The following is a 12261-nucleotide window of genomic DNA, read 5'->3' on the forward strand; positions in this document are numbered from 1 at the left end:
GCATGCGCATTGCTTTTTACAAGGGCCGGGATCGCTTCTTCAACCGCTTCGTGTCGTTCTGGACGGTCGGCTCCTACTCGCACGTGGAGGCCTTGTTCGATGCGACACCGCCGGTCCAAGGCAAGACGCTGTGCGGCTCGTCGTCGTTCATGGATGGCGGCGTGCGGCTGAAGTGGATCGCGCTCGATCCGGCGCACTGGGACATCATGGAGGTGCCGACCTTCAACGGCTGCCAGATGCTGAAGTGGTTCCATGATCATCGTGACGCCGGCTATGACCTGGTCGGCCTGCTGTCGACGTCCAGTCCGATCCGCCAGCAGCGCGGCAAATGGTTCTGCAATGAAGCGATCGGCGCCGCCGCCGGCCTCGAGGAGCCGTGGCGGTTCAACCCTAACAGCTTTGCTCGTATCTGCGAGCTGCTCCCCGGCAGCAAGTGGATTCAGGGCGGGCCACCGCAACAACAACAAAAATCCGAAGAAACCCGCCGCGTGCGGGTTTTTTCTTTTCCGCAGTAGCCCTCCCAGACCATGAGGACAGATATGACAGAACCGACAAGCGGAGCCATGGGCCTCGCTTTTTTCAAACTCTACGGCTTAAAGGCAGGGCTAGGCATGATGGGAGCAGCACTTCTTTACCTGGTGGCGCCGCCGACGAAGGCGGACGGCAAATTCGACCGGCGAGAGTTCGCCGTGAGGCTGGCGTGCGCCGGCACCGCGAGCGAACTCTTCGGCGATTTGGCGGTGGAGCTGCTGAAGTCTTGGGTGGCCATGAGCTCGTGGCTGCAGGGCATCAATGTTGACGATCACAAGGGGGCCGTCTACTTGCTGGTTGGGGCGCCGGCCTGGTGGATCACGCGCGCGGCGGCGCTCTGGCTGCAGAAGCGCAACGGGAAGGACATTGCCGAGGTGGTCAAGGAAGTGAGGGAGGCATGATCGCGCCGACACCACAGCAAAAGGCATTTCTCGACACGATCGCATTCAGCGAGATCGGCGCCGCGCTTCTGGCGAAGTCCGACAATGGCTACAACGTCATTGTCGGCAGCACTCCAACCAAGCCGATCCTGTTCTCCAGTTATGCCGACCACCCGCGCAAGCTGATGGAGCTTATCATCAAGAACAAGCCGGTGATCAGTACGGCCGCCGGCCGGTACCAGCTGCTGCAGCGTTACTTCGACTTCTACAGGAAGCAGCTCGGCCTGCGCGACTTCTCGCCGGCCAGCCAGGACGCGATCGCGCTCCAGCAGATCAAGGAGCGGCGTGCGCTGGCGGACATCGAGGTCGGCAACTTCGCCGCAGCGGTCGACAAGTGCCGGAACATCTGGGCATCGCTGCCAGGCGCCGGTTACGGCCAGCACGAGCAGAAGCTGGTAGATCTGCAGACGGCTTTCATTCAGGCGGGAGGGCGGCTGGCATGAACATTTTCCGCCCATTCATCGAGCCGGCGCTTGCCGCCGGCAAGGTTGTTCTTCTGGTCGGCCTGTTCGGCGCCGGCTTCTATCTCGGCAAGAAGCTGGAAGCAGGGAAGTGCGCGGAAACGGCCGCTGTGAGTGCCAAGGCCGAAACCGCCGCGGTGCTCAGCAGGGTCCGGAACAATGAACGGATCGCCGAGCAGCAGGAAATCGACCGTCAACGCATCGAGAAAGCCCACCATGAAGAACTTGCTCAAGTTCGTGCCGATATTGCTCGCGCTCCAAGCCTGCGCGTCGGCCCCGCCATCTGTTCAGGATTTGCCGGATCCGCCCAAGCCCCGGCCGCCAGCGGCAGCGATGGAGCCGATTCCGGAACCAGGCTACTTTCTCCGGAAATGGACCGAGCTGTTAAGGCGCTGATTGAGGAAACGGAGCGGGTGGCGGCAACTGGGCGGGCGTGTCAAGCCTTCGTAGCTTCCTCAGGCTTGACTCATTAGGAAGGGGATTACTGCTTGAGCCATTCACGGCAAGCTGCCGCGATGTTTTCGGTGCGCTTGAAGTTGACGCAGGTGCCCCATGCGCATTGCGAAACAGTGCCGTCCGGATTACGTGTGAAATTCGCCTCTGACATGGCTACGATTTTGTCCCCAGTGATGGTCACCGGTGTGGCTTTGTATTTGCCTTGGTACTCGTAGCACAGCTCACCTGTTCCGTTCGGCCGGATCAGCATGGTGTGGGTCTGGATCATATTGGAGCCGACCCAATATCCCGCCAAGTCCGGTGTCGGTGTCGGAGTGTACTTATGCGCGACGCTATGAGGAGTCATACAGCCGGCTGTTGCTAAGGCAGCAAATACTGCCAAGAGTGCTTTCATTCCATTCATCCTTTTCAAGGTTATGCCTTTGGACTAAATATTTCCCAAACGCAATTAAACCGTAAACTCGATGATTGGTCATCCCATAAAAGGGATATCAGTCAGCCAACTTGGCATTCATCAACTCGCCAAATATACTGTACGCACATACAGTGAAATTGGCGATGAAAACCCTTATCTGTTACACAATTCGATATCTGCTCAGTGGGCAGTGGCATCACTCGCCGGTGAAGATGCCGCTTGAGTACGCCGATCGCCAATACGTCATCAGCCAGTGGGAGCCGTTGCTTGAGACGGCCGAGGAAATGCTGTTCGATGAGAAGGCCTGCGACCGGCAGATCGCTGCGGCTGAACACGAGCGCAAGTTTCCGCCGGTGCCTTGTATCAGTGCCAGACGAACGCCGACAGAAGAGTGGCCGCACTGGCCGGTGGAATATCCGACAGAGGATGTGCGCGCTGCCTTGGGTGACATGTGGCAGCGCGCCAAGTCTTACCAGCCGCGCCGGTAGTCTTCAGGGCAGGAGTAGAAATTTCGCCTTCATGGCCAGCACCCGGGCTTCTTCGCCTGGCTGCTGGTCAACGTACTCTGTCAGTTCGCGCAAGACCTGCTTCATTTCGTCGAATTCTTCCTGAACGGACATCAGCAGCTCGAGCGCCGCAACCAATTCGAGGGTAGTGCGCGGGCCGGCGATCGATAGATACTCAGCCATCCGGTGTTTCTCTGGCTCTTCGTCGTCATCGTCCAGGGCGTGCAAAGCAGCGTTTTTGATGATTGAAAGAGCGTGCATAAATCCTCAAAAATCTGCTCCGCAAAACAAAAACGCCCCGCATGAAATAAGGCTTTCAGACGGCATAGTTTACGATTTTTGCGGAGCGGGAATTCGGCGGGAAGTGGCGTGGTTACTGGATTTCTATACAAGCTTGGGAAGCTTCTGCTCTACCATTGAGCTACACCCGCGACAGGCGTGATTTTACGCGGGTTTAAGGCGGGATGGCAAAACGGCGGGCCGAGGTTTTTTGTGCCTGAGAGAAGGGTTTTCTTTGAAACTATTCGTCTTAGGGCATGGTTTCGATAGCTTCCAGGCGTGCGGACATCGACTTTTCCAGGCAAGCCAGGTCCGACTTGCAGCGATTGCGCTGCAACAGCCATGCGCGCTGATGCGTCTTGAGCGCGGCCAGTGAGTTTCCCCGTCCGGCCTCCTGCAACTCCTGCGTCGCCGCAGCGAATGAACGAGCAATGCTGACATCCAGCTTGGCGAGCGGGACGGAGCGGCAGATCGCTTTTTCACTATCGGTTGATGCTTGTCTGCAATTGAAAGACGGATCGGGGCGGGCTCCCTCCGGCAGGCGTTTCAATTCAAGGATGGTTTCGTCGTACCAGCGCAGCGCCAGCTTGCCGTTTGCCAGAGGCAGCAGCCATGCGCCCCGGTGGCCGTCCTCGCGTCCCAGGCTTGCTCCCCATAGCTTGCCATTGCATTTCACCGTAAACGCCGAAGCCTTCGGATCGCCGGGAAGCTGCAGCCGGTAGTCCTGGGCGGTCGGCAGTACCGGCGGAAGGGCACGTCCTGCCATGCTGGATTCAATCAATTTCACAGCTGGCAGCGACTTCCCGATCCTTGGCGACGGACAATCCTGCCGCTCGGGTGTATTGGATGTGATGCTCCCGGAAGAGAACCGGAATATTCTGCCGAGCAGTCGAAACTCATCAGGCCGGTAAAGCGGGGTGCGGGTTGCTCCCGTATCGACATGGACATCGGTCACTTCCCAAGTGCCGAACAGACTGGAAGGGATAGGTAGAGCTGATGCAGCCAACTGCGGAGTGGCATGCGAGGAACCGCCGGTAATGCACAGAACAAGGAGCGCGACGGCATGCCGCCAGTTGGATGGCTTCAGGATAAATTTGTCGGTCATGTCCACCCTTGCGTCAGATGCCTTGGTAATGACCATACAGGTACAGTGCGACTTCATGGTCCCGACGCCGAACAAGTCCTCTGAAGACTACGCCTCTTGAGGTTACGACGTATCTGATTGTTTTCATCGCATCGGCAATCCGGCCCTGGTTGATATGGTGCGCAACATTGCGAAACTGGCCGCCTGGATTGTATGCGAAGGAGACGAGGGCATCGAATTCATGCTGGAGAAGGTCGACGCTGATCAGCCGCTTGATCAGCGACTCGTACCGCGGGACGACATGCCTTAGCAGCAGCATCTCCTGCATTCGGCTCAAATTGACCAGCGCCTTATGGTGCTCGGCAAACCCTGCCGCTGCTTGATTGAGCAGGCCGGCCGCCTTCGAAATCTGCTCTGCTACCGAGGCTTGCAGGCCGATCGCTTGCATGTCAGCCATCACCGATGCCGCACTTCGTTCCTTCATGTCATAGCCGGGTCCCAGGGTGACTCCGCTGGCGCCCCGCGGCCAGTGAAGGCGATTGCTTACCCCTGTCAAAGCTTCATGGCCGTAGATGAAATTCAATCCCTGAATGGATGTGCTGAGCGCGGAACTCGGACGGGAAGCGGCATAAGGCATGGGCAGAATTCTGGCCGCAGCGGACGAGTGGATAATGCCGCCGCCAATGTCCTTGATCGAGTCACTCATGCCTGTTGCAGGACGATGCATATGGTGCGTACCGGCCGCGGGAAGCCTGAGGGCACCGAACGTCTTCGGCCCGGCAATGCCGTCGGGCAGCATACCTCTTCGTCTTTGAAATCCCCTTACGACTCTTTCGGTCTGAGCACCGAAACTTCCATCGATGGCGAGCTTTTCGCCATGGTTGGCGAGTGCTGCCTGAAGCTCGCGTACCTTGCCGCCGCTTGAACCCTTCCTTAGTGCCGTCAACCGTTATCTCCTCGAAAAGCGGAATTTGCCCGCGGCCTGAAGGCGCACGGGCATGCGAGGTTGTAAAAATAGCATCTATGTTGCGACGTTGGCAACGAAAGGGGTTTGCAAGTTTGTAACGGGAAGTAGATCGAAAGATCTGGAGTGAGATGAGTTGCGACGCTCTATCCTCTATCGCAACTCATGATGCAGCCTGTTTCAGGCTGCAAGGTACGGGCTATACCGCACTACACCAAGGTACGGCCGCGGCCCGCAGGCATTAATCAAATGGCCGCTGACGCGGCCATTTGAATTCAACGCATCTCATTGCGAGCGCGTTCCACGAACCGTCACAATCCCGTGGCGCTGATATTCTTCAGTGCCTCGTTCTTGTGGCTTTGTACCTTGTCCTTGTGCCGCACGACCTGGCGGTCGAGTTTGTCCATGAGTCCGTCGATCGCTGCATACAGGTCTTCCGCATAGTGATCGAGGTGAATCACATTGCCCTTGACGCGCAGGTTGACCTCCGCGCGCTGCCGCTTGTCCTTTTCCGAAGGTTTCTCGACCCCGAGCACGACTGCAATGTCGATGATCTGGTCGAAATGCCGGATGACGCGTTCCAGTTTGGTTTCCACGTATTCGCGCAGGGCCGGGCTGATGTCGACATGCTGGCCGGTAAGCAATAGGTTCATGAAACAACCTCCTTTGTGCAATGGAAAATTTGACTGCAGAAGAATGACCGCGATTCGAATCGCTGCATCATGGTGATAGCGATGAGATAACTTGCAGCGTGTCAGGTTCACTGGATTTCATGTTCCTGATCCGGAATCCGGTTATTGCCATGTGAAGCAGGGAGGTCCTTGCCAGTCCAATGAACACGCAATGTTGACTTCCAGCATTGCCTGCACGGAATTTCTGCTATTCACGCTCTCGTCATCCATGACAGTACGGATGGCGATCCGGAGTCGAATTCAGCTGCTGCACAGCTTCCTTCACGCGGCAGCGAAGCGCCGAGGCGGCGAATGCTGATGCTGCAGATCCGGCAGCGGCGCCAGTTCCACCCGGTTGCGTCCGTTCGCCTTGGCGCAATACAAGGCACTGTCGGCGGCCGACAGAAGGCTGTCGATTTCCATCGAACCATCGTGTGCGGCGGCAAGGCCGATGCTGACCGTATAGTGCGGCAATGCCGAGTCGGGAGCGGCGGTGGCAATATGGTTGCAGATGCGACGGGCAATCTCCTCGGCGTCGCGCGGCGGCGCATCCGGCAAAAGGATGACGAATTCCTCGCCGCCGTAGCGGCCCACGCAGTCGATATTGCGCAGCACTTCCTGCACCCGCTGCGCGAAGTCGATGATCACGCGGTCGCCGATGGCATGGCCGAAGCGGTCGTTGACCGATTTGAAGCTGTCGAGGTCGCACATCAGCAGGGCGAGCGGGCGTCCGGTGCGGGCGCTGCGGCCGATTTCGCGGGTCAGGATATCGATGAAGGCGCTGCGCGAATAGACCTTGGTCAGCGGATCGTGCGAGGCAATGAATTCCAGCTCGGCCCGCAGCCGCTCGTTGGCGAGCATGATGGCGCCGAGCGTAATGGCCAGCACCGAAAACGCCAGCGCCGCCAGGTAGATTCTCTGCATCGGCGTCGCGCCGAACACGCTGGTCGGCGCATCGAAATGCAGGAGCAGCATGCCGACGCGGAAGGCCGACACCATGCCGATGCCGGTGAATACCAGGCAGGTGAAACGCCCGGCCAGCGTAACGCCGGTGGTGCGGTAGACCAGCACGGTGCAGGCGAAGAACAGGACGGCATTGGTGACTGTCACCAGCAGGGCCCGCGAAGGGTAGTGCGGCGTGAGATAGGTGAACCAGGCGACATGCGCGATCACCAGCAGGAGCACCGTCTTGAGCAGGCGGCTGCGGCTGGGCAGGCCGGCGAAATGACGGAAACCGGCATAGAAGTACATGATGCCGCCGACCAGCATGGCATTGGCCAGCACAATGGAAAAGAAGTCCGGAATGATGCCGGTCATGCCGAACAGCCCGCTGGCAACCACCATGCCGGACAGGCCCCAGCTCCATTCATTCAGCCCGCCGATGGAAGGCGGAAAACTGCGGCGCAGCATGAAGAGAATGGCCGAGCAGAGGAGGCCGAGCAAGCCGGCGACGAAGATCAACGAGCGCGGATCGAGTTCTGACACGGTGCACCCCCCAAAGGCGCAATATAGCAATGTTTCCATCGTATTTCTATGAGGAAAAACGATGGAAACGGAGCTGCTTGCGCCACGTCAAATGCTGGCGTCAGGAAGATTCGGCGCCGTGCTCAGGTGTTTTTCGGCGCCGCTTCCGGCCGGCGATTGAAGCCGGCCACCATGTCGAAGCGGAACAGCCGGCATTCCAGCGCGCCGTTGAAGAACGGTGTCTTGCGGGCTTCTTTCAGGCGCAGCAGTTTCGGCACGCTCAGGTCGGCCGTGAACAGGAACACCTTCCAGCCGGGGAAGCGCTGCTTGAGCGTGGTGCTGAACGCCTGGTAGAACGAGGTGGTGAGTTCGTCAGCCGGCTGGCTGCTGTCGCCGCGCACCCCGATGCGCTCGCCGTAAGGCGGATTGGTGAGCATGATGCCGGGAATGCCTGTAGGCGGCTTGACCTCCTGCGCCTCGATCTGCTTCAGCGGCACATCGAACTGGATGCCCGCATTGCGCAGGTTGTTGCGCGTCATGACCACCATGTCGCCGGAGATGTCGCTGCCGAACAGTGTCGGCGTGCGGGGTAAAGCGTTCGGCTTGACTTCGGCCTTGATGGCTTGCCACTCGGTGGGCTTGAAATCGAGGAATTTCTCGAAGCCGAAGCTGCGGTTGGCGCCGGGCGGAATGCCGGCGAGGATCTGCGCGGCTTCGACCAGGATGGTGCCGGAGCCGCACATCGGATCGAACAGGATGGTGCCTGGCGTCCAGCCCGAAACCCGCAGCAGGCCGGCGGCGAGGTTTTCGCGCAGCGGCGCGTCGCCGGTTTCCTGGCGCCAGCCGCGCTTGAACAGCGCTTCGCCCGAAGTGTCGAGGTAGACGGTGTAGTTGTGCGCATCGAGAAAGCCGACGATGCGCATGTCCGGCGTGCGGGTGTTGACCGACGGCCGCTTCTGGTAAAGGTCGCGGAAGCGGTCGCAGACCGCATCCTTGATCTTCAGCGTCGTGAATTCCAGGCTCTTCAAAGGCGACTTGATCGCGGTGAGGTCGACCCGGATCGTATGGTCGACGCCGAACCATTCCTCCCAGGGCTGCTCCAGCGTCAGGTCGTAGATGTCGTTTTCGTTGGTGTAGCCGCGCTGCGCCATGCGCAAGAGAATGCGCGAGGCGATCCGCGAGTGCAGGTTGAGGCGGTAGCTGTCGGCCAGCGAGCCGGAGCAGTGGACGCCGCCGGGCACCTGGTTGTGGACCTTCAGAGTGCGGCTGCCCTGGGCGATTTCATTGATCTCTTCGGCCAGTGCCGCTTCCAGCCCGCGCGGGCAGGGGCAAAAATATGAATATGTCATGGGGTACCTTTTTTCCGTTGTACTGCTGCTAGATGGTGCTTTGCTGCTTCACTACTGAACATCCTGCTGTCGAGGAAGGGCAGGAAAGAGATGCTGTCTATTTCTGGAAAGCCCGCTCGACGAAATCCAGCCTGTCCTGTCCCCAGTAGCCTTCGCCGTCGACGACATACCAGGGAGCGCCGAACACATTGGCCGCGACCGCTTCGTCGGTGTAGCGGTTGTACTCGTCCTGCACGCTGGAGGTTTCCGATGTCTTGATCAGCGCCTGGCCGTCGTGGCCGCATTCCTGAGCGACCGCGGCCAGGGTGGCCGTGTCGCCGATGTTGCGCTCCTCGGTCCAGAGCGCGCGCATGATGGCGCCTGTCACCTTGAGGGCCGCATCGGTGCCGTGCGCCAGACGCGTTGCGATGATCAGTTTGGCGGCCGGATCGCCGGCGACCGGGAAGAACGCCGGATTCAGGTTCAGCGGGATCTGCAGATGCTCGCTCCAGCGCTTGAGTTCGACGAGCCGGTAAGCCTGGCGCTGCGGCGCCCGCTTGGCCAGCGGCAGGCCGCCCGAGATGCTGAAGACCTTGCCGATGTCACAGGGCTTGATGTCCACTTGCACCTGGTATTTCGCGGCCAGCGCGACGAAGCGCTCATGGCCGAGATAAGCCCAGGGCGATTGGGGAGCAAAAAAATACTGGCAGACCTTTGTCATCAGGAATTCCTATCGATTGTGTGCGAACAATGTTGCAACGATGCGGTGCCGTTAGGGATGTCAGAACGGCTTGACCACGACCAGGATGGTGACGGCAAGCAAGCCGAGCACCGGCACTTCATTGAACCAGCGGTACCAGGCATGGGAACGCGCATTGCGTCCGTTCTCGAACTTCTTCAGCAGCGAACCGCAGGCATGGTGGTAGCCGATCAGCAGCACGACGATGGTCAGCTTCGCATGCAGCCAGCCGTTGCCCGGCCCCTTGCCGATCCCGTAGCCTAGCCACAGCCAGAGGCCGAGCAGCAGCGCCGGAATTGCCAGCATGGTCATGAAGCGGTAGAGCTTGCGCGCCATCAGCAGCAGGCGGGTGGTCGCCGCGGCGTCGGTCTCCATCGCCAGGTTGACGAAGATGCGCGGCAGGTAGAACAGGCCGGCGAACCAGGATGCGACGAAGACGATGTGCAGCGCCTTGACCCAAAGCATGCCTACTCCCTCACTTCGCCGTGGCCGAACACCACGTACTTCAGCGAGGTCAATCCCTCCAGCCCGACCGGGCCGCGCGCATGCAGCTTGTCGTTGGAAATGCCGATCTCCGCGCCGAGGCCGTATTCGAAGCCGTCGGCAAAGCGGGTCGAGGCATTCACCATCACCGAGGCGGAATCGACTTCGCGCAGGAAGCGCATCGCGCGGCTGTAGTCTTCGGTGACGATGGCGTCGGTATGCTGGGAAGAGTAGGTGTTGATGTGCTCGATGGCTTCGCCGACATCGCCGACGATCTTCACCGCGAGAATCGCGGCCAGGTATTCGGTGCGCCAGTCTTCCTCGGTGGCCGCGGCCAGATGCGGATAGGAGGAGAGGATCTTGCCGGCTTCCTCGTCGGCGCGCAGTTCGACTTCCTTAGTGCCGTACAGCTCGGCGAGTTTAGGCAATACCTGCGGCGCGATGGCGCGCGCCACCAGCAGGGTTTCCATGGTGTTGCAGGTGCCGTAGCGATGGCACTTGGCATTGAAGGAAATCTTCAGCGCCTTGTCGATGTCGGCCTTGTCGTCGATGTAGACGTGGCAGATGCCGTCGAGATGCTTGATCATCGGCACCTTGGATTCCTTCATCAGGCGCTCGATCAGGCCCTTGCCGCCGCGCGGCACGATCACGTCCACGTATTGCGGCATGGTGATCAGCTCGCCCACCGCGGCGCGGTCGGTGGTTTCGACGATCTGCACCGCGTCTTCCGGCAGGCCCGCGCCGGCCAGGCCTTCCTTGACCAGCTTGGCGAGCGCCTGGTTGCAGTGGATCGCTTCCGAGCCGCCGCGCAGGACGGTGGCGTTGCCGCTCTTGATGCACAGGCCGGCGGCATCGACGGTCACGTTCGGGCGGGCTTCATAGATGATGCCGATCACGCCCAGCGGCACGCGCATCTGGCCGACCTGGATGCCGGTCGGGCGGTATTTCATGTTGGACATTTCGCCGATCGGATCGGGCAGGGACACGATCTGCTCCAGGCCCTCGGCCATGGTGGCGATCGCCTTGTCGGACAGGGTCAGGCGGTCGAGCATAGCCGGCGCCAGGCCGTTGGCGCGCGCCGCTTCCAGGTCTTTCTGGTTGGCTGCGCGCAGGGCCTCGGCGTCGCGCCGGATGGCGGCGGCGATCAGCGAAAGCGCCTTGTTCTTGGCGCCGGTATCGGCCTTGGCCATCGCGCGGGAAGCCTTGCGGGCACGCTGGCCGACGTCGTTCATGTAGTGCTTGATGTCCATGTTCCTGATCTTTTCAATGCGAATTCAATTCGGTGCAGCAGTACGACAGCAGTACGACAGCAGTACGACAGCAGTACGACAGCGGTGCAACAGCGGTAAGACAGGCCGCGCAAAATGAAGCGCGAAGGGCGAGGCATGAAACGCGATGCAGCGGCACTCAGCCGCGCGCCACCTTCAGTCCTAGATGCAGCAGCGCATCCCAGGCATCGCCGGCAAATGCCCTGGCTCTCAAACCCTTGATCATCTTATCGATTTGCGCCGCTTCCTGCAGCGCCGTTTCCAGCGTCGACAGGCGCAGCCGCTTGACGGCCGGCTCCATCAGCCGCTCGCGCGGGCCCCAGATCCGGTATTCCTTGAGCAGCATGCCGAGCGGCTTTCCCTGCGCGGTGCCCGACTTTATCTTGAGCAAGGTACGGATTTCGTCAGCCATCGCCCATAGCACCAGCGGCAGCGCCTCGCCTTCGCCTTTCAGTCCTTCGATCATGCGCACCAGCCGCGCGGTATCGCCGGAGAGCATGGCTTCGTTAAGCTTGAAGACGTCGTAGCGGGCGACATTGAGCACCGCATCCTGCACCTGATCGAAGCTCAGCTTGCCTTCGGGATGCAGCAGGGCCAGCTTTTGCAGTTCCTGGTGCGCCGCGAGCAGATTGCCTTCCACCCGATCGGCGATGAAGTCGATGCTTTGCCGGTCTGCGCTCTGCTTCTGCGCGGCAAGCCGGGCGCCGATCCAGCCCGGCAGCTGCGCCCGCTCCACCAGGGGAATGTCGATGTACACGCCGGCCTGCTGCAGCGCCGCCACCCAGGCCGACTTCTGCGTCTGCCAGTCGAGCTTGGGCAGGGTGATCAGCGTGACATTGTCAGGGTTGAGTCCGCCGACGTATTCCTGCAGCGCCTGGCCGCCGTCCTTGCCCGGCTTGCCGGTCGGGATGCGCAGTTCGATCAGCTTGCGGTCGCCGAACAAGGACTGCGACTGGTTGGCGGCAAGCAGCGTGCCCCACTTGAAGCTGCGTTCGACCACCAGCACTTCGCGCTCGGAATACCCTTTGGCGCGGGCAGCCCTGCGTATCCTGTCGGCCGCTTCCAGCGCCAGAAGGTGCTCGTCGCTGGTGATCACGTACAGCGGCGCCAGCGACTTCGCCAGGTGGGTTTCGAGTGCGTCGGCGCGCAGTTGCATCGGTGTTTCCGTTCGG

Annotated in this window: 16 protein-coding genes and 1 tRNA gene; 5 read left to right on the top strand and 12 right to left on the bottom strand. The window is 60.5% G+C overall.

What is annotated here, in order from left to right; translation table 11 throughout:
- The first annotated feature begins 2 nt into the window (after window positions 1–2).
- The 4 genes from IGW03_RS02040 to IGW03_RS02055 are packed head-to-tail and all read left to right on the top strand — an operon-like array spanning window position 3 to window position 1905.
- Window positions 3–515 carry a hypothetical protein gene (locus tag IGW03_RS02040; protein ID WP_194720830.1) on the top strand — a complete coding sequence of 171 codons (513 nt, stop codon included), beginning with the start codon at window positions 3–5 and terminating at the stop codon, window positions 513–515.
- Between the two features lie 24 nt (window positions 516–539).
- A complete protein-coding gene (locus IGW03_RS02045; protein WP_194720831.1) occupies window positions 540–932 on the top strand; it encodes a hypothetical protein in 393 nt (130 codons plus the stop codon).
- Window positions 929–1414, top strand: a complete 486-nt coding sequence (locus IGW03_RS02050) for a glycoside hydrolase family 24 protein (protein ID WP_194720832.1) — start codon at window positions 929–931, stop codon at window positions 1412–1414. Before IGW03_RS02045 ends, IGW03_RS02050 begins: the two co-directional genes overlap by 4 nt.
- Window positions 1411–1905 carry a hypothetical protein gene (locus IGW03_RS02055; protein ID WP_194720833.1) on the top strand — a complete coding sequence of 165 codons (495 nt, stop codon included), beginning with the start codon at window positions 1411–1413 and terminating at the stop codon, window positions 1903–1905. The genes IGW03_RS02050 and IGW03_RS02055 overlap by 4 nt, the downstream gene beginning before the upstream one ends.
- An 8-nt stretch (window positions 1906–1913) precedes the next feature.
- Here the strand turns inward: IGW03_RS02055 and IGW03_RS02060 are convergent, their stop codons facing one another.
- On the bottom strand, window positions 1914–2282 hold the full coding sequence (locus tag IGW03_RS02060) for a J517_1871 family lipoprotein (RefSeq protein ID WP_194720834.1): 369 nt from the start codon (window positions 2280–2282) through the stop codon (window positions 1914–1916).
- Between the two features lie 164 nt (window positions 2283–2446).
- On the opposite strand from IGW03_RS02060, the gene IGW03_RS02065 reads away from it, so the two are divergent.
- On the top strand, window positions 2447–2791 hold the full coding sequence (locus IGW03_RS02065) for a hypothetical protein (protein ID WP_194720835.1): 345 nt from the start codon (window positions 2447–2449) through the stop codon (window positions 2789–2791).
- Window positions 2792–2794: 3 nt separating this feature from the next.
- Here the strand turns inward: IGW03_RS02065 and IGW03_RS02070 are convergent, their stop codons facing one another.
- The 11 genes from IGW03_RS02070 to holA form a co-directional block, all read right to left on the bottom strand.
- Window positions 2795–3070 carry a hypothetical protein gene (locus IGW03_RS02070; protein WP_194720836.1) on the bottom strand — a complete coding sequence of 92 codons (276 nt, stop codon included), beginning with the start codon at window positions 3068–3070 and terminating at the stop codon, window positions 2795–2797.
- Between the two features lie 79 nt (window positions 3071–3149).
- Window positions 3150–3240 (bottom strand) — tRNA-Gly (locus IGW03_RS02075).
- A gap of 98 nt (window positions 3241–3338) precedes the next feature.
- Complete coding sequence (locus tag IGW03_RS37855; protein ID WP_228534905.1) at window positions 3339–4193, bottom strand: lysozyme inhibitor LprI family protein; 855 nt, start codon at window positions 4191–4193, stop codon at window positions 3339–3341.
- A gap of 13 nt (window positions 4194–4206) precedes the next feature.
- Window positions 4207–5118, bottom strand: coding sequence for a DUF8812 domain-containing protein (locus tag IGW03_RS02085; RefSeq protein WP_194720838.1), 912 nt, complete (start codon window positions 5116–5118; stop codon window positions 4207–4209).
- A gap of 329 nt (window positions 5119–5447) precedes the next feature.
- Window positions 5448–5789, bottom strand: coding sequence for a ribosome hibernation-promoting factor, HPF/YfiA family (hpf, locus tag IGW03_RS02090; protein ID WP_194720839.1), 342 nt, complete (start codon window positions 5787–5789; stop codon window positions 5448–5450).
- A gap of 300 nt (window positions 5790–6089) precedes the next feature.
- On the bottom strand, window positions 6090–7292 hold the full coding sequence (locus IGW03_RS38825) for a GGDEF domain-containing protein (protein ID WP_194720840.1): 1203 nt from the start codon (window positions 7290–7292) through the stop codon (window positions 6090–6092).
- 122 nt (window positions 7293–7414) lie between these two features.
- The gene (locus IGW03_RS02100) at window positions 7415–8620 is read right to left on the bottom strand and encodes a THUMP domain-containing class I SAM-dependent RNA methyltransferase (RefSeq protein ID WP_194720841.1); all 1206 of its coding nucleotides are present in this window, start codon (window positions 8618–8620) and stop codon (window positions 7415–7417) included.
- Between the two features lie 97 nt (window positions 8621–8717).
- Entirely contained in the window at window positions 8718–9320 is a 603-nt protein-coding gene (locus IGW03_RS02105) for a 2-hydroxychromene-2-carboxylate isomerase (protein WP_194720842.1), read from the bottom strand.
- A 60-nt stretch (window positions 9321–9380) separates the two neighbouring features.
- Window positions 9381–9803, bottom strand: a complete 423-nt coding sequence (locus IGW03_RS02110; RefSeq protein ID WP_194720843.1) for a CopD family protein — start codon at window positions 9801–9803, stop codon at window positions 9381–9383.
- A 2-nt stretch (window positions 9804–9805) separates the two neighbouring features.
- Entirely contained in the window at window positions 9806–11071 is a 1266-nt protein-coding gene (locus IGW03_RS02115) for a glutamate-5-semialdehyde dehydrogenase (RefSeq protein WP_194720844.1), read from the bottom strand.
- A gap of 157 nt (window positions 11072–11228) precedes the next feature.
- Window positions 11229–12245, bottom strand: a complete 1017-nt coding sequence (gene holA, locus IGW03_RS02120) for a DNA polymerase III subunit delta (RefSeq protein WP_194720845.1) — start codon at window positions 12243–12245, stop codon at window positions 11229–11231.
- Between the last annotated feature and the right edge of the window lie 16 nt (window positions 12246–12261).

Source organism: Noviherbaspirillum malthae (assembly GCF_015352985.1).
Lineage (GTDB): Bacteria > Pseudomonadota > Gammaproteobacteria > Burkholderiales > Burkholderiaceae_D > Noviherbaspirillum > Noviherbaspirillum malthae.

Bases quoted from the DNA above. Each gene is read 5' to 3' on its own strand.
- IGW03_RS02115 (WP_194720844.1), bottom strand. From the start codon at position 11,071: ATGGACATCAAGCACTACATGAACGACGTCGGCCAGCGTGCCCGCAAG.
- IGW03_RS02110 (WP_194720843.1), bottom strand. From the start codon at position 9,803: ATGCTTTGGGTCAAGGCGCTGCACATCGTCTTCGTCGCATCCTGGTTC.
- IGW03_RS02060 (WP_194720834.1), bottom strand. From the start codon at position 2,282: ATGAAAGCACTCTTGGCAGTATTTGCTGCCTTAGCAACAGCCGGCTGT.
- hpf (WP_194720839.1), bottom strand. From the start codon at position 5,789: ATGAACCTATTGCTTACCGGCCAGCATGTCGACATCAGCCCGGCCCTG.
- IGW03_RS02045 (WP_194720831.1), top strand. From the start codon at position 540: ATGACAGAACCGACAAGCGGAGCCATGGGCCTCGCTTTTTTCAAACTC.
- IGW03_RS37855 (WP_228534905.1), bottom strand. From the start codon at position 4,193: ATGACCGACAAATTTATCCTGAAGCCATCCAACTGGCGGCATGCCGTC.
- IGW03_RS02100 (WP_194720841.1), bottom strand. From the start codon at position 8,620: ATGACATATTCATATTTTTGCCCCTGCCCGCGCGGGCTGGAAGCGGCA.
- IGW03_RS02105 (WP_194720842.1), bottom strand. From the start codon at position 9,320: ATGACAAAGGTCTGCCAGTATTTTTTTGCTCCCCAATCGCCCTGGGCT.
- holA (WP_194720845.1), bottom strand. From the start codon at position 12,245: ATGCAACTGCGCGCCGACGCACTCGAAACCCACCTGGCGAAGTCGCTG.
- IGW03_RS02040 (WP_194720830.1), top strand. From the start codon at position 3: ATGCGCATTGCTTTTTACAAGGGCCGGGATCGCTTCTTCAACCGCTTC.
- IGW03_RS02050 (WP_194720832.1), top strand. From the start codon at position 929: ATGATCGCGCCGACACCACAGCAAAAGGCATTTCTCGACACGATCGCA.
- IGW03_RS02070 (WP_194720836.1), bottom strand. From the start codon at position 3,070: ATGCACGCTCTTTCAATCATCAAAAACGCTGCTTTGCACGCCCTGGAC.
- IGW03_RS02065 (WP_194720835.1), top strand. From the start codon at position 2,447: ATGAAAACCCTTATCTGTTACACAATTCGATATCTGCTCAGTGGGCAG.
- IGW03_RS02055 (WP_194720833.1), top strand. From the start codon at position 1,411: ATGAACATTTTCCGCCCATTCATCGAGCCGGCGCTTGCCGCCGGCAAG.